Source organism: Pseudomonas sp. DY-1 (assembly GCF_003626975.1).
Classification (GTDB): domain Bacteria; phylum Pseudomonadota; class Gammaproteobacteria; order Pseudomonadales; family Pseudomonadaceae; genus Metapseudomonas.
On record NZ_CP032616.1, the window covers coordinates 953,526 to 968,555 of the forward strand.

Here is a 15,030-nt window from a genome sequence, read left to right on the forward strand (position 1 = left end):
CACGCACAGATTCAAGGTAACCGCGATGGCCTTTCATTCCGCTGCCACCGCCGATTTCGATCAATCGGCCGTGCACGTCCCCCGCACCTACGCCTGGGTAGTCTTCGCCCTGACGTTCGGCCTGCTGATTTCCGACTACATGTCGCGGCAGGTGCTCAACGCAGTATTCCCGCTGCTCAAATCCGAATGGACGCTCACCGATTCCCAGCTTGGCCTGCTCAGCGGCATCGTCGCGCTGATGGTGGGGCTGCTGACTTTCCCGCTATCGCTTCTGGCGGACCGCTGGGGGCGAGTGAAGAGCCTGGTGTTGATGGCCATGCTCTGGAGCCTGGCAACTCTGGGTTGCGGCCTGGCGAAGAACTACGAGCATATGTTCATCGCCCGCTTCCTGGTGGGCGTGGGCGAGGCGGCCTATGGCAGTGTCGGCATCGCAGTGGTGCTGTCGGTGTTCCCCCGCGAGATGCGCGCCACCATCACTGGCGCCTTCATGGCCGGTGGCATGTTCGGCTCGGTACTGGGCATGGCCCTGGGCGGCGTCCTGGCACAACACCTGGGTTGGCGCTGGTCCTTCGCCGGCATGGCGGTCTTCGGCCTGGCGCTGGCGCTGGTCTATCCGCTGGTGGTCAAGCAGTCGCGCATCGGTAGTCCGCTGCCGGCGCCGAGCGCAACGGACGAGTTCCCTTGCCGCCGCCCACTGAAAACCCTGTTCGCCAGCCGCTCGGTGATCGCCGCCTACGTCGGCAGCGGCTTGCAGCTGTTCGTCGGTGCAGCGGTGATGGTGTGGTTCCCCAGCTACCTCAATCGCTACTACCAGATGGGCACCGACAAGGCCGGTGCTGTCGCGGCCATCATCGTGCTCACCGGCGGTGCCGGCATGATCGTCTGCGGCATTCTCAGTGATCGCCTGTGCCGCAATGCCCCGGACCGCAAGATCGCCCTGGCCATCGCCTACTGCCTGATCAGTTGCGTGCTGCTGTCGGTGGCCTTCCAGATGGCACCCGGCGTACCACAGTTGGTAACCATCGCCCTGGCCATGCTGGTGGCGACCGGCACGTCCGGCCCAGCCGGCGCCATGGTCGCCAACCTGACCCACTACTCGATCCATGGCACCGCGTTCGCCACCCTGACTTTGGCCAACAACCTGCTTGGCCTGGCGCCCGGACCCTATGTCACTGGCGTACTGGCCGACCACTTCGGCCTGGATCGCGCCTTCCAGTTGATTCCGTTGATCAGCATCGCAGCGGCCCTGGTGTTCTGGTACGGCAAGCGCCACTACCAGAAGGACATTCAGAAGCTCTCGCCGCTGATGGCAAGTGAGGAACGTTAATGAAACCGCTGTTGGTCGAAATGACTTTCGACTTTATCTGTCCCTGGTGCCTGATCGGCAAGCGCAACCTGGAGAAGGCTCTGGGCCAACTCTCCGCGACGCGGCTGGATGTCGCCGTCGAGCTTCGCTGGAAAGGCGTACAACTGCTGCCTGACCTGCCGGCCCAGGGTGTGCCCTTCATGGAGTTCTACCTGCAGCGGCTCGGCAGTGAGGAGATGGTGCGCGCGCGCCAGGAACAGGTACGGGAAGCCGCCTACCACGCTGACGTGGATGTGGATCTGCAACGCATCGCGACCATGCCCAACACCGCCAACGCGCACCGCCTGCTGGCGCTGGCCACGGAGCAGGGCAGTGCGCGTCAGGTCGACGCATTGCTGGAGCGCCTGTTCGCCAGCTACTTCCAGAACGGCGAGGACATTGGCAGCAGCGAGCTGTTGCTGCGCCTGGCCAGGCAATGCGGCTTCGATCCGCGTCGCCTCGAAGCGGTGCTGTTCGACGATGGTCGTCCCTTTGTCGGGCGTGAGGTGGTTCCGGCGAACCAGGCCGTGCCGTCCTTCACGATCGACGAGCGCCCGTCCCTGGCCGGTGCCCAGCCGCCATGGTTGATGCTGGCCCAGTTGCAACGGGCACTGGAGCTGCGTCCGCTGGCGGAGGCCCGTCGGGCATGAGCCAGTGTGTGGAAGTACCCGCGGAAAAGTTGCCGCCCGTGGGTGGGCGCAGTCTGTTTCGCCATGACGGCAAGTCGCTGGTGCTGTTCAACCAGAACGGCGAGATCTACGCCATCGACGAAGGCTGCCCACACAACGGCGCCTCGTTGTTCAGCGGTCGGCTGGAGGGGCGTCTGCTGCGCTGCCCGGCCCACGGCCTGCGCTTTGACCTGGCCACCGGGTGCGTCCCTGGCGTGAGCGGTTTTGGTGTTGCCACCTATGCGGTGGAGCTGCAGCAGGGCCGTTGTTTCATCGATCTATCGCGGCCGCGTCCGCAGGAATCAATCGTATGTCTGCAACAGCAATAACCGCGCTGGGATCGCGCACACGGGTTCTGATGCCCGGTGTGATCGTCAGCGCCGTGGTCGCCGCGGCGGCCACCTTCCTTTCCGAGCACTACGGTGCTCCGGTGATGCTCTTCGCCCTCTTGCTGGGTCTCGCGGTGAACTTCCTGGCGACCGACGGCGCATGCAAGCCCGGCATCGAGTTCACCGCCCGCGAAGTACTGCGGGTTGGCGTGGCACTGTTGGGCATCCGCATCACCCTGGAACAGATCGCGTCGCTCGGCTGGCAACCAGTCGCCATGGTGGTGGCACTGGTGGTGGTTACCATCCTCGTGTCAGTCGCAGTGGCGCGTCTGCTTGGCTTCAATAGCCTGTTCGGCCTGCTCACCGGCGGCGCCACTGCCATCTGTGGCGCTTCGGCAGCCCTGGCCCTGGCGGCGGCACTGCCCAGCCACCCGCAGAAGGAACGCGCGACGCTGTTCACCGTGATTGGCGTATCGGCACTGTCCACCCTGGCGATGATCCTCTACCCGATGATTGCCGAGGTCCTTGGGCTCTCGCCATTGCATGCCGGTTTCTTCATCGGCGGCACCATTCACGACGTGGCCCAGGTAGTGGGCGCTGGCTACAGCATGTCCCACGAAACCGGCGACAGCGCCACCGTGGTCAAGCTGATGCGCGTAGCGATGCTGCTGCCGGTGATTGTCTGCGCCGCCATGATCACTCGCATGCGCGGCGCCGAGCCGGGCAGCAAGCGGCCGCCGCTGCTGCCCTGGTTCGCGGTGGGTTTCGTGATCCTGGCCGCGATCAACAGCACGGGTGTGATTCCGCCGATGGTGCAAGAAGCCGGCAACGAACTGTCGCGCTGGTGCCTGGTGATCGCCATCAGTGCCCTGGGCATGAAAACCCAACTCAAGGACCTGGCCTCGGTAGGCATCAAGCCAATCCTGCTGATGGTCGGGGAAACCGCGTTCCTCGCCGCCCTGGTGCTGGCAATGCTGCACTGGGGGTTCTGAAGCTTTACTCCTGCTCCCGTGAGGGGGTCATCGATGCCTGCCACAGCGGGCTTTCACCGCGCCGAAGTCTTTTGCGACGGACTTCGTAGCGCGGTTTTTTTTTGGCGTGAAGGGGTGAATGCAGGGAGGCATTCGCCCCTTTTTTTCATTGGGCGGCTGGGGCAGTTGGCGTGGGAGCGAGCGCCGCTCGCGAAGTCCAATACGGGGCTCTCGGGAAACGTTGGGCTTCGCTGCGCTCTGCGCCAACCTACAGAAGCGGACTACTCCTCCGCCTTCACCTGATGCTCACGCCGCCACGCCGCCGGTGCCATGCCGAACTGGGTGGTGAACCAGCGGGTAAAGGAGCTGGCCACCGAGTAGCCGAGCAAGTCGGCGATGCGTGAGAGGGAATAGCGCGGATTCTCCATGTAGCGCAGCACCAGGTCGCGGCGCACTTCGTTGATCAGGTCGGAGAAGGTTACTTCGCTGTCTTCCAGGCGACGCTGGAGCGTACGCACGTTCATCCCCAGCGATTGGGCGATCTGTTCGATGGTGGCGCGGCCCATCGGCAGCAGCAGATAGATGGCCTTGCGCACGTCGTTCAGGGTCGATTGCTGGGCCGCGCCGGGCAGGGTTTCCACCAGGCGCCGGGCGTGGCGGGCCATGGCCGGGTCTGCCAGGGGGTTGGCTTTGTCGAGGTCGGCGGCCTGGCAGACGATGCCATTGAACTCGCTGCCGAACTCCAGCTTGCAGCCGAACACCCGTCGATGCAGCTGCAGGTCCGGCGGGGCGTCGTGGCTGAAGTTCACCGCCAGCGGGCGCCAGCCCGAGCCGAGCAGGGCGCTGCACATGCGGAACAGCACGCCGATGGCCAGCTCCATGCCCTGGCGGATGGGCACCGGCGGGTCGGTGATGATCTCTTCGCGCAGCACCACCGTCTTGCCGACCTCGTCTACGAACAGGGCCAGTGATTCGTTGAGCAGGTGACGGTACTGCACGATGGTTTCCAGGGCGTCGCGCAGGGTCGGCTGGTGGGATAGCAGCAGGCTGATGACGCCAAAGTCCGAGAGCTGGCGGGACTCGGCCATGCGCAGGCCGAAGGTAGGGCAATTGCAGGCGCGAGCGGATGCTTCCAGCAGGTTGGCAACGGCCGCAGTAGGCAAGCGTTGTTCGGGGTTGTCCACCAGCGCCTGGCTCAGGCCGACCTGGCGCAACATCTGTTGCGGGTTGAGGCCCAGGTGCTGGGCAACTTCGATGTAGTTGGTCAGGGCCGCTGCGCGAACCATTGGGGTCATGTCGATCGCCACGCTGTCGTTGTGCCAGGGCTGCGCTGGTAGGCGCGCGCCAGCTGTTCTTGTCGTTTAAAGCGAAGTGAGTCTGTCGTCGACGATGGTCTTCGAATTTCTCTTTGATGACAACGCCGGTCCCGTTCCTCGTTTGCGGCAGATGAAAGTAAAGCCAATTCCTGGAAAACAGCGCGCGCCACGGATGACGGGCGTGGCCGCCGGGCGGGACAGCAAAGGGGGTAGGGCGGCCCTGTCATGAAATGCGAAGAGGCTGACGTTCTATGAGAAGCGACCACCCCCCCGCATCTCTACTGTTTGCATCACCAAGTTCCTCCAGTCGCGATTGCGGCAACAGGGTGATGACGTGAATAACAACGACAGCGCAACCATCCTTATCGTCCCCGGCCTGCGGGATCACGTGCCAGAACACTGGCAGACCCTGCTGGCCGCACAACTGCCCAAAGTTCGCAGCGTACCTCCACTGGAGCAGGACAAGCTGAGCCTGTCGGCCCGCGTCGAAGCCATCCAGCGTGAGCTGGAGCAGATCGACGGCCCTGTGATCCTTGTGGCCCACAGTGCCGGCGTGCTCATGGTGGCGCACTGGGCGGCTCGCTACAGCCGACCGATCAAGGGTGCCCTGCTGGCCACGCCGCCGGACCTCGACGCCACCTGGCCGGCGAACTACCCGAGCCCCGAGTCCCTGCACGCCAATGGCTGGACCCCGCTGCCGCGTCAGCCGCTGCCGTTCCCCACCCTTGTGTGTGCCAGTGACGACGACCACCTGGCCAGCCTGGACGCCGTCCGCGAGCTGGCCAGCGACTGGGAAGCCAGCCTGGTCGAACTGGGCAAGGTCGGCCATCTCAATCCTGCCACCGGTTACGGCGAATGGCCTGATGCCCATGAGCTGATCGAGATACTGGATCGCTGATACGCAAACCAGATGAGTTCGGCCGGGGAGTCCGGCGAAAGCGGCGCGCGGCCATGCAACCGGCTGCGCACTGACCAGGCAAGGAGCACAGCAGCGGTTGCGGTAGCCATTACAACAAAAAGCGGAGCCAACGCATGAAAGACAAGAACAATCACAACCTGAACCTGCGCAGGTGCCTGCTCGCGTCGGCGATCGCCGCCGGAATCGGCGCGCCAGCCGCGGTACAGGCCATGGAAGTCGACACCGGCAATCCGGACTGGTCGGTGCGTTTCGACAACACCGTGAAGTACAACTACGGCGTTCGCACCGAAAGCGCAGACAAGCGCATGCTGGCTACGCCGAACAACAACGACGGCGACTACAACTTCCGTCGTTCCGGCACCAACATCACCAACCGCGTCGACCTGTTGACCGAACTGGACGTGATCCACCAAGGCAACAAGGGCTTCCGCGTCAGTGCCGCCAGCTGGTACGACAAGGCCTACGACAACACCGGTTCCAACTCCAACCCGTTCGTCAACGGCAACGAGGCGTTCTCTCGCATCGCCGGCCAGCCTGGCACTAACAATGCCGTGCTCGGTAGCCCGCACCTGTCCAACTACGCCCAGCGTTACTACAGCGGCCCGTCTGGCGAAATCCTCGACGCCTTCGTGTTCTACAGCACCGAAATCGGCGACGAGTCGATGTTCAGCGTCAAGGCCGGTCAGCACAACGTGTACTGGGGCGAAACCATCCTCAACCCGGTGCATGCCATCAGCTACGGCCAGTCCGGCCTGGACCTGGCGAAGCTCGCCGCCGCGCCGGGCACGGAGGCGAAGGAACTGTTCGTTCCGCGCAACCAGATTTCCGCGTCCTTCACCATCAACCCCGAACTGACCGTCGCTGCCCAGTATTTCCTCGATTGGGACGCCGCACGCCTGCCTGAGGCCGGCACCTACTACGGCAGTTCCGACGTGGTGGGTTTCGGCGCCCAGTCCTTCATCCTCGGCCACACGGGCGGCCCAGGCCTGGCCGGAGCGAATGGCACCCTGACCAACATTCGCCGTGGCCACGACATCACCCCGGATAAACGCGGTGACTGGGGCCTGATGCTCAAGTGGTCCCCTGAATGGCTGGACGGTACGGTCGGCGCCTATTACCGCCAGACCGCGGAAATCCTGCCGCAGGCTGTACTCGACGGCACCGGTCTGACCGCCAGGGGCACGGCTGGCCCCATCGCCAACGTGCAGCGGTCCATCAGCACCACCAACTACAAGCTCGCATACGGCGACGACATCGACATCTTTGGCCTGAGCCTGTCCAAGGAGTTCGGCGGCATCAGCGTCGCCAGCGACCTGAACATCCGCCACAACATGCCGTTGGCGAGCATCCCGGCCATTGTCAGTGCCTCCGGCCCCGGCGGCCTCGCAGCGGGCCTCGGCCTGCTGCCGGCGCGTATTCCGGGCTCCGGCGTGGTCACTGATCTGCCGAGCAGCGGCGACAGCATGAGCGCCACCGGCGACACGCTGCACTGGACCCTGAACGGCTTGATGACCATCGGTGACACGCCGCTGTTCGACGCGGCCAGCCTGCTGGGCGAGCTCTACTACAGCAACCTGCTGAAACTCGATAGCCACAACGAGGCGCTCTACAAGGGCAAGGACACCTACCGTGGCATCGACAAACCAACCCGCGACAACTGGGGCGTCGCAGTGAACTTCACGCCCACCTGGTACCAGGTGTTCCCGGGCGTGGACATGACCGCGCCGATGTCGGTGAACGTCGGCCTGGACGGCGTCTCTCCGGTCCAGGGTGGTGGTGCCGAAGACACCGGCAACTACTCCGTGGGGATCGGCGCGGCTATCTACAACCAGTACTTCGTCGACCTGAAGTACGTGGACTCATTCGGCGATGCCAAGAAGTGCACCAACGGTGCCACCGACGGCTCGACTCCTAACGCATTGGATGCCACGCAGCGCTACACCTGCTATGCCGGGGGTTACTCCTCCTTCTCCGGCGGCGGAGCTACCACGGAAGACCGTGGCGCGGTTTACCTGACTTTGAAGACCACCTTCTGACATTCCGCACCGCTCGTGACCCGAGCAGGAGAACAACGAGATGAAATTCGTGAAAACTCTGATGGCGGCTTCCCTCGCGGTGGCCTTCTCCAGCACTTCCCTTGCCGCCGTATCGCCTGATGAAGCGGCCAAGCTGGGCAACAACCTGACCCTGGTCGGCGCCGAAAAGGCCGCCAGCGCCGATGGCTCGATCCCGGCCTATGAGGGTGGCCTGACCACCGCGCCGGCCGGCTTCAAGGCTGGCGACAGCATGCGTCCGGATCCCTTCGCCAGCGAGAAACCGCTGCTGGTGATCGATGGCAAGAACGTCGACCAGTACAAGAACCAGCTCAGTGCCACCACCGTGGAACTGGCCAAGCGCTACCCGGATTTCCGCGTGGATGTCTACCCGACCCACCGGACCGTGGCCATGCCCCAGGCGGTGCTGGACAACGCGGTCAAGAATGCCACCGGCGCCAAGACCGGCAATGGCGGCCTGGCCCTCGACAACGTACTCCCGGGCGTACCCTTCCCGATTCCGCAGTCGGGCGCTGAAGCCATGTGGAACCACCTGCTGCGCTACCAGGGTGTGACCATCAACTCCAAGTACGATTCCTGGAACGTCGACTCTGCCGGCGTGGCGACCCTCGCCACCACCGGCCAGGCCTTCATCAACTACCCGATCTACGAAAACCTGAACAAGCCCATCGCCAACACCGACGTCTATTACCAGATGAAGCTGTATTACTCGGGCCCGGCACGCCGCGCTGGCGAGGCGATCATGCTCAAGGACGCCGCCAACGCTGTCGAGCAACCGCGCCGCGCCTGGCAGTACCTGCCCGGTCAGCGCCGCGTGAAGCTGGCACCGAGCCTGGCCTACGACACCCCGAACCCGGGTACCGCCGGTGCTGGCACCTACGACGACGTGTTCGTCTTCAACGGTGCGCTGGACCGCTATGACTGGAAACTGGTGGGCAAGCAGGAACTGATCGTTCCCTACAACACCTACAAGCTGACCTACGCCCAGGACCCGAAGACCCTGACCACCCCCAACCACCTGGCACCTGACTACGTGCGCTGGGAGAAGCACCGCGTCTGGGTCGTCGAAGGCACGCTGAAGGACGGCGCCCGCCATATCTATGCCAAGCGCCGCTTCTACCTCGACGAAGACAGCTGGGTGGCCCTGGCCTCCGACCAGTACGACGCCCGTGGGCAGATCTACCGTGGCTCCTTCGCCTTCCTCAGCCAGAGCTACGACAAGCAAGTACCGGATACCACGCCGTTCGTGATCTACGACCTGGTGGGTAACTCCTACAACATCAACGGCATCGTTGGCCCGTACGGCGGCATCCGTTATATCGACCCGCTGACCAAGGCTCAGTGGGCAGCCGAGTCCCTGGCTGGCGCTGGCATTCGCTAAGCCAGGCTGGTTGTCGCTCCCTTTGAGTGTGGGGGAGCGACAACCCCTTTTTTTCAGAGGACGTCCCGATGATTTCTTTCAAGTTCATCGCCCTGGGCATAGCCCTGATGGCGGGTAATGCCCACGCCGCATCTTTGGTGGATGTGCTCGAACTGCCGGCGCAGCACAGCGAACTGGCGCTACGCAGTCCCTTGCTCGACCTGGTGCAGGCCGGCCAGCGCCTGGTCGCGGTAGGCCAGCGTGGTCACATTCTCTACTCCGATGACCAGGGCCAAAGCTGGACCCAGGCCAGCGTGCCGGTCAGCTCCGACCTTAATGCCGTGCAGTTCCCCACGGAGAAGCAGGGCTGGGCCGTAGGCCATGACGGCGTCGTACTGCACAGCAGCGATGGTGGTGCCAGTTGGGTAAAGCAGCTCGATGGTCGCCAGCTCGGTCGCCTCATGCAGGACTACTACAGCGCCCGGCCTGATGCCGGGCAATGGCTGGAAGAGGGCAAGCGCATCGAGACCGAAGGCGCCGACAAGCCCTTCCTCGATCTCTGGTTCAGCGATGAACGCAATGGTTTCGTCGTGGGTGCCTTCAACCTGATCTTCCGCACCCGCGATGGCGGGCAGAGCTGGGAGCCCTGGACCGACCGTACCGACAACCCGTCCGGCTACCACCTCAACGCCATCACCAGCGACGGCGAGCATCTCTACATTGTCGGGGAGCAAGGCCTGCTGTTGCGCCTCGACGACGGTGGTGAGCGCTTCCAGGCCCTGCAGTCGCCCTATCAGGGCAGCTTCTTCGGTATCAGCGCCCAGCCTGGCGCGGTACTGGCGTACGGCCTGCGCGGACACGCCTACCGAAGCACCGATGCCGGCGCCAGCTGGACAGCGGTGAAGACCGGGCTGAACAGCAGCATCACCGCGTCCACGCGCGACGCCCAAGGCACGCTCTACCTGTTCGGCCAGACTGGTCAGGCCTTGGCCAGCAGTGATCAGGGCGCCAGCTTCCAGCCCCTGGACATCGGCCAGCCAGTGCCTGTCTACGGCGCCCTGGCGTCAAGCGACAACGGCCTGCTGCTGGTTGGCGCGCGCGGCATCAGCCAGCGCCCCGTGGTTTCTGGAAAACAAGAATAAATGCGAGGCATACCCACATGGGTGGCATGAAACAAGAGGCGATGCCGGTTATCCGGGATCTGAAAGACTTCGATGCGCGCGGCGGCAATCTGCTGGAGCGCATGGTGTTCAACCACCGTTTGCCGTTCGTGATCGGCATTCTGCTGGTGACAGTGCTGCTGGGCTACATGGCTTTCACGCGGCTGGAACTCAAGCCCAGCTTCGAGAAGATGATTCCCCAGGGCCATCCCTACATCCAGAACTTCCTGGAAAACCGCAAGGCCCTGCGCGGGCTGGGCAACAGTGTGCGTATCGTGGTGGAGAACACCGAGGGCGACATCTATGACCCGGCTTACCTCGACGCGCTGAAAAAGGTGCATGACGAGCTGTTCCTCACTGCCGGTGTCGATCGCGCCTGGATGAAATCCCTTTGGGCACCCGGCGTACGCTGGACCGAAGTGACCGAGGAAGGCTTCCAGGGTGGTCCGGTCATGCCTGATGGCTATGACGGCTCGCCTGCGAGCATCGAGCAACTGCGGCAGAACATCGCCCGCGCCGGCATCGTCGGCAGCCTGGTGGCCAATGATTTCAAGTCCACCATGCTGGTGGTGCCGTTGCTGGACCAGGCTACCGCTGGCAGCCAGGGTGTGGACTATCACCAGTTCTCGCGCAACCTGGAAGAAAAGCTGCGGCTGCACTTCGAATACGGAGGCGACCGCAAGGCGCAAGCTTCGGGTGAAGAAGGGCAGGGCCCGATCAAGGTCCGCGTGATCGGCTTCGCCAAGCTGGTGGGCGACCTGATCGATGGCCTGATGCGAGTCATGGCCTTCTTCGGCCTGGCCGTGGTTACCACCTTCTTCATCATCCTGGCTTACACCCGCTGCCTGCGCAGCAGCCTGCTGGTGATCGTCTGCTCACTGCTGGCCGTGGTCTGGCAGCTTGGGATCGTGGCCTGGCTGGGTTACGCGCTGGACCCGTACTCGATTCTGGTGCCGTTCCTGATCTTCGCCATCGGCGTGTCCCACGCGGCGCAGAAGATGAACGGGATCATGCAGGACATCGCCCTCGGTACTCACCGCCTGGTGGCGGCGCGCTACACCTTCCGCCGGCTGTTCCTTGCCGGGGTCACCGCGCTGCTGGCCGACGCCGTCGGCTTTGCCGTGCTGATGCTGATCGATATCCCGGTGATCCAGGACCTGGCGATCACCGCGAGCATCGGCGTTGCGGTGCTGATCCTCACCACCTTGCTGATGATGCCGGTGGCGCTGTCCTACGTTGGTGTGGGCAAGAAGGCCGCCGAACGTGCACTGCGTATCGACACCAATGCCGCAGCGCACAAAGGCTTCGGCCATATCTGGGACTTCCTGGACCGTTTCACCGAGAAGCGCTGGGCCCTGACCACCATTTGTCTCGCCTTCGCCCTGGGCGTAGGCGGCTTCATGGTCAGCCAGCACCTGCAGATCGGCGACCTGGACGCCGGCGCACCGGAATTGCGCCCGGAGTCGCGATACAACCGCGACAACGCCTACATCACCAGCCATTACGCGCTGTCCAGCGACCTGTTCGCGGTGATGGTGAAGACGGCGCCGGAAGGTTGCCTGAACTACCAGACCCTGATCCAGGCGGACCGCATGGCCTGGGCCCTGCAGCAACATCCGAACGTGCAGGCGACCTCTTCGCTGGCCAACGCGGTACGGCAGATCACCGCCGGCACCTATGAGGGCAACCCGAAGTTCCTCAGCCTGCAACGCAATCAGGATGTGCTGAACTACGCCGCCCAGCAGGCTTCGGTGAACACGCCTGAGCTGTTCAATACCGACTGCTCGCTGATGCCGGTAATCGCCTTCCTCAAGGACCACAAGGCTCAGACCCTGGATGAAGTGGTGGCGATCGCCGAACGCTTTGCCACCGAGAACAGCACCGAGGATCGCCAGTTCCTGCTGGCGGCGGGCAGTGCGGGCATCGAAGCGGCGACCAACATCGTCGTGCGCGAAGCCAACCGCACCATGCTGTTCTATGTCTACCTGGCTGTGACGCTGTTCTGCCTGATCACCTTCCGCAGCTGGCGCGCGACCCTGGTGGCGCTGCTGCCGCTGGTACTCACCTCGGTGCTCTGCGAGGCACTGATGGTGTGGATGGGCATAGGCGTGAAGGTTGCCACGCTGCCGGTCATCGCCCTGGGGGTTGGCATCGGCGTCGACTACGCGCTGTATCTACTCAGCGTGCAGCTGCAATTCCAACGCCAGGGCCTGTCGCTGTCGGCCTCGTACAAGAAGGCAGTGTCCTTTACCGGACGAGTGGTGGCGCTGGTGGGAATCACCCTGGCCGCTGGTGTGGTGTGCTGGGCCTGGTCGCCCATCAAGTTCCAGGCCGATATGGGCATCCTGCTGACCTTCATGTTCCTCTGGAACATGATCGGCGCCCTGATCCTGATCCCGGCGTTGTCCTACTTCCTGCTGCGCGAGCACGGCGAAGCGGCACGGCCGGTGAGCCCGGTCGACGAGCCGGTCGCGCGCCCCGTCAGCGAGACGGTGCAGAGCGGCCAGATGGAGTCCGTGCAGCCCTGACCATCAAGCGAAGGAAGTTGGACTAATCTGGAAACGGGGGATCGCCGCCCGCCGCTTTGCGGCCGGCGGCGATGCCGTTTCGGATTTACCGACGCCCTGTTTCCATGTTGTAAGGGGCGTCATTCAGGACACAACAACATGCTTGATTACTTCGCGCTGGGCATTCTCTTCTTCGTGGGGATCGTGCTGTTCTACGGCATCATCGTTCTCCACGACATTCCCTATGAAATTGCCGTACACCGTAACCATCCGCACCAGGACGCCATCCACGCCGCCGGCTGGGTGAGTCTGTTCACCCTCCACGCGCTGTGGCCGTTCCTGTGGATCTGGGCCATGTTGTACCGCGAGGACCGTGGCTGGGGCTTCGACCACGGCAAGTCGGGCTCCTCCCAGGATGTCGACCTGGCGAAGGAACTGGCGGATTTGCGTCAGCGCATCGAGCATCTCGAAGGACGCGCCCCGGCCCCGCAAGCCGAGCGGAAGGAGGGCTGAGCCATGGATCTGTTGCTGATTCTCACCTACACGGCGTTCTGCGTTGCCATCTTCAAGATATTCAAGATTCCTCTGAACAAGTGGAGCGTGCCCACCGCCGTGCTGGGTGGCATCGTGCTGATAGGCGCGCTGATCTTCCTGATGAACTACAACCACCCCTATTCGGAGGTGGCGCGGACCTACTTCGTTTCGGTGCCCATCGTGCCCGAGGTGTCCGGCCTGGTAACCGAAGTGCCGGTGAGGGCCAACCAGCCACTGGAGAAGGGTGATGTGCTGTTTCGCATCGACCCGACGCCATTCGAGAACAAGGTCAAATCCATCCAGGCGCAGCTGGTGTCGGCCCGTGCCGACCAGTCCCGCGCCCGTGAGCTGGCCGCGCGCAATGTCGGCAACCGCCGCGACGTGGATCTCACCACGGCACGCGTGGATGACCTGCAGGCCCAACTCAATATCGCCAAATTCAACCTTGAAAGCACCGTGGTCCGGGCGCCGAGCAAGGGCTTCGTCACCCACGTGTCATTGCGGGCGGGTGTGCGTGCGGTGAAGTTACCGCTGCGTCCGTCAATGGTCTTCATCCCGGACGAAGGCTTCTACTTCATCGCCTGGATGCGCCAGAACAGCCAGTTGCGCCTGAGTGTGGGTGACGAGGCGGAAGTCGCCTTCGACGGCATCCCCGGAAAGGTGTTCTCGGGCACGGTGAAGCAGGTGATCGGGGTGATCGGCGAAGGTCAGGTGCAACCATCCGGGACCCTGATCAGCTACACCGGTTCGCCACCTCCGGGCAGGGTGCCGGTATTCATCGAGATCACCGATCCGGCCTACGCCGAGTACGCTGCGCAGATGCCCGGTGGCGCCTATGGCCAGGCTGCGCTCTACAGCAAGCACTTCCACCATGTGGCGATCATGCGCAAGATCCTCCTGCGCATGGCGGCCTGGATGAACTACATCTTCCCGTTCCACTGATGCGCTATGGCGGGCTGCCCCCGGGGCTTCCCGCCTGATAGCCATGCTCGGCGATCCAGTGCCTGGCGATGTCTTCCCGCCGACATACCCAGACCCCGTCATGTCCCTGCACATGCTCAAGAAAGCGCGCCAGGGCCATGGCACGGGCCGGGTGGCCGCTGATCCGGCCATGCAGGCCGATGCTCATCAGCTTTGGCTGCCGCGCACCTTCCCGCCACAGGCAGTCGAAGGCGTCCTTGAGCAATTGGAAGAAGTCCTGCCCCGAAGCGAAGCCGTGGGGCATCAGGTAACGGGCGTCGTTGTTGACCAGCGTGTAGGGGATCACCAGGTGCGGCGGCGAGCCGGGCAGCCAGTAGGGCAGGTCGTCGTTGTAGGCGTCGGAGCTGTAAAGGAAGCCGCCTTCCTCGCGCAGCAGCCGGCGGGTGTTGGCGCTCACGCGGCCGGTGTACCAGCCCAGCGGGCGTCGGCCGCAAATGCGCTCGATCAGTTCGATGGTGCGCTGGATGTGACGGCGTTCCTCGTCTTCAGCGACCTCGCGATAGTCCAGCCAGCGATAGCCGTGTCCGGCCACCTCGTGGCCGCCGTTGTGCAAGGCATGGCCGATCTGTGGCACCAGTTCCAGGGCGCGACCGACGGCAAAGGCAGTCAGCGGCAACCCGCGCTCGTTGAACAGGTCGAGGATGCGCCAAACACCCGCGCGGGAGCCGTACTCGTAAAGGCCTTCGACGCTGAGGTCGCGCTCGCCGACGCGCACGGGGCGGCCCGGCAGTTCGTGCAGGTAGGCCTCCGACTGGACATCGCCGTTGAGCATGCAGGATTCGGCACCTTCTTCGACGTTCAGGACGAACTGTACCGCCACCCGCGCATTACCCGGCCAATGCGGATGAGGCGGCTTGCCGCCGTAGCCGAGCAGATCGCGCTCCAC

Annotated in this window: 13 protein-coding genes; 11 read left to right on the forward strand and 2 right to left on the reverse strand. The window is 63.9% G+C overall.

What is annotated here, in order from left to right; genetic code table 11:
- The first annotated feature begins 25 nt into the window (after positions 1 to 25).
- Genes D6Z43_RS04805 through D6Z43_RS04820 form a run of 4 tightly spaced genes read left to right on the forward strand, consistent with a single transcriptional unit; the run spans position 26 to position 3,334 of the window.
- Positions 26 to 1,327, forward strand: a complete 1,302-nt coding sequence (locus D6Z43_RS04805) for an MFS transporter (protein WP_120650854.1) — start codon at positions 26 to 28, stop codon at positions 1,325 to 1,327.
- Complete coding sequence (locus D6Z43_RS04810) at positions 1,327 to 1,995, forward strand: DsbA family oxidoreductase (protein WP_120650855.1); 669 nt, start codon at positions 1,327 to 1,329, stop codon at positions 1,993 to 1,995. The genes D6Z43_RS04805 and D6Z43_RS04810 overlap by 1 nt, the downstream gene beginning before the upstream one ends.
- Entirely contained in the window at positions 1,992 to 2,342 is a 351-nt protein-coding gene (locus D6Z43_RS04815; RefSeq protein WP_120650856.1) for a Rieske 2Fe-2S domain-containing protein, read from the forward strand. The genes D6Z43_RS04810 and D6Z43_RS04815 overlap by 4 nt, the downstream gene beginning before the upstream one ends.
- The gene (locus D6Z43_RS04820) at positions 2,324 to 3,334 is read left to right on the forward strand and encodes a YeiH family protein (RefSeq protein ID WP_120650857.1); all 1,011 of its coding nucleotides are present in this window, start codon (positions 2,324 to 2,326) and stop codon (positions 3,332 to 3,334) included. Before D6Z43_RS04815 ends, D6Z43_RS04820 begins: the two co-directional genes overlap by 19 nt.
- A 260-nt stretch (positions 3,335 to 3,594) precedes the next feature.
- Here D6Z43_RS04820 and D6Z43_RS04825 read toward each other — a convergent pair whose 3' ends face one another.
- Positions 3,595 to 4,599, reverse strand: a complete 1,005-nt coding sequence (locus D6Z43_RS04825) for an AraC family transcriptional regulator (protein ID WP_120650858.1) — start codon at positions 4,597 to 4,599, stop codon at positions 3,595 to 3,597.
- 364 nt (positions 4,600 to 4,963) lie between these two features.
- Between D6Z43_RS04825 and D6Z43_RS04830 the strand changes: the two genes are divergently transcribed.
- The 7 genes from D6Z43_RS04830 to D6Z43_RS04860 all read left to right on the forward strand — a co-directional run bounded on the left by D6Z43_RS04830 (position 4,964) and on the right by D6Z43_RS04860 (position 14,105).
- Positions 4,964 to 5,527: an alpha/beta hydrolase gene (locus D6Z43_RS04830; RefSeq protein WP_120650859.1), complete on the forward strand. Its 564-nt coding sequence runs from the start codon at positions 4,964 to 4,966 to the stop codon at positions 5,525 to 5,527.
- Between the two features lie 134 nt (positions 5,528 to 5,661).
- Positions 5,662 to 7,584 (forward strand): DUF1302 domain-containing protein, encoded by a 1,923-nt coding sequence (locus D6Z43_RS04835; RefSeq protein WP_120650860.1) that lies wholly within the window; start codon positions 5,662 to 5,664, stop codon positions 7,582 to 7,584.
- Between the two features lie 40 nt (positions 7,585 to 7,624).
- Positions 7,625 to 8,983 carry a DUF1329 domain-containing protein gene (locus tag D6Z43_RS04840; RefSeq protein WP_120650861.1) on the forward strand — a complete coding sequence of 453 codons (1,359 nt, stop codon included), beginning with the start codon at positions 7,625 to 7,627 and terminating at the stop codon, positions 8,981 to 8,983.
- Positions 8,984 to 9,051: 68 nt separating this feature from the next.
- Entirely contained in the window at positions 9,052 to 10,104 is a 1,053-nt protein-coding gene (locus D6Z43_RS04845) for a YCF48-related protein (RefSeq protein ID WP_120650862.1), read from the forward strand.
- A gap of 17 nt (positions 10,105 to 10,121) precedes the next feature.
- Positions 10,122 to 12,650, forward strand: coding sequence for an RND family transporter (locus D6Z43_RS04850; protein WP_120650863.1), 2,529 nt, complete (start codon positions 10,122 to 10,124; stop codon positions 12,648 to 12,650).
- Between the two features lie 138 nt (positions 12,651 to 12,788).
- A complete protein-coding gene (locus D6Z43_RS04855) occupies positions 12,789 to 13,142 on the forward strand; it encodes a DUF3302 domain-containing protein (protein WP_120650864.1) in 354 nt (117 codons plus the stop codon).
- Between the two features lie 3 nt (positions 13,143 to 13,145).
- On the forward strand, positions 13,146 to 14,105 hold the full coding sequence (locus tag D6Z43_RS04860) for an HlyD family secretion protein (RefSeq protein WP_120650865.1): 960 nt from the start codon (positions 13,146 to 13,148) through the stop codon (positions 14,103 to 14,105).
- 4 nt (positions 14,106 to 14,109) lie between these two features.
- Here D6Z43_RS04860 and D6Z43_RS04865 read toward each other — a convergent pair whose 3' ends face one another.
- Positions 14,110 to 15,030, reverse strand: coding sequence for a polysaccharide deacetylase family protein (locus D6Z43_RS04865; protein WP_120650866.1), 921 nt, complete (start codon positions 15,028 to 15,030; stop codon positions 14,110 to 14,112).

Coding starts and splice junctions, on each gene's coding strand:
- D6Z43_RS04805 (WP_120650854.1), top strand. CDS start 26: ATGGCCTTTCATTCCGCTGCCACCGCCGATTTCGATCAATCGGCCGTG.
- D6Z43_RS04810 (WP_120650855.1), top strand. CDS start 1,327: ATGAAACCGCTGTTGGTCGAAATGACTTTCGACTTTATCTGTCCCTGG.
- D6Z43_RS04815 (WP_120650856.1), top strand. CDS start 1,992: ATGAGCCAGTGTGTGGAAGTACCCGCGGAAAAGTTGCCGCCCGTGGGT.
- D6Z43_RS04820 (WP_120650857.1), top strand. CDS start 2,324: ATGTCTGCAACAGCAATAACCGCGCTGGGATCGCGCACACGGGTTCTG.
- D6Z43_RS04825 (WP_120650858.1), bottom strand. CDS start 4,599: ATGGTTCGCGCAGCGGCCCTGACCAACTACATCGAAGTTGCCCAGCAC.
- D6Z43_RS04835 (WP_120650860.1), top strand. CDS start 5,662: ATGAAAGACAAGAACAATCACAACCTGAACCTGCGCAGGTGCCTGCTC.
- D6Z43_RS04840 (WP_120650861.1), top strand. CDS start 7,625: ATGAAATTCGTGAAAACTCTGATGGCGGCTTCCCTCGCGGTGGCCTTC.
- D6Z43_RS04845 (WP_120650862.1), top strand. CDS start 9,052: ATGATTTCTTTCAAGTTCATCGCCCTGGGCATAGCCCTGATGGCGGGT.
- D6Z43_RS04850 (WP_120650863.1), top strand. CDS start 10,122: ATGGGTGGCATGAAACAAGAGGCGATGCCGGTTATCCGGGATCTGAAA.
- D6Z43_RS04855 (WP_120650864.1), top strand. CDS start 12,789: ATGCTTGATTACTTCGCGCTGGGCATTCTCTTCTTCGTGGGGATCGTG.
- D6Z43_RS04860 (WP_120650865.1), top strand. CDS start 13,146: ATGGATCTGTTGCTGATTCTCACCTACACGGCGTTCTGCGTTGCCATC.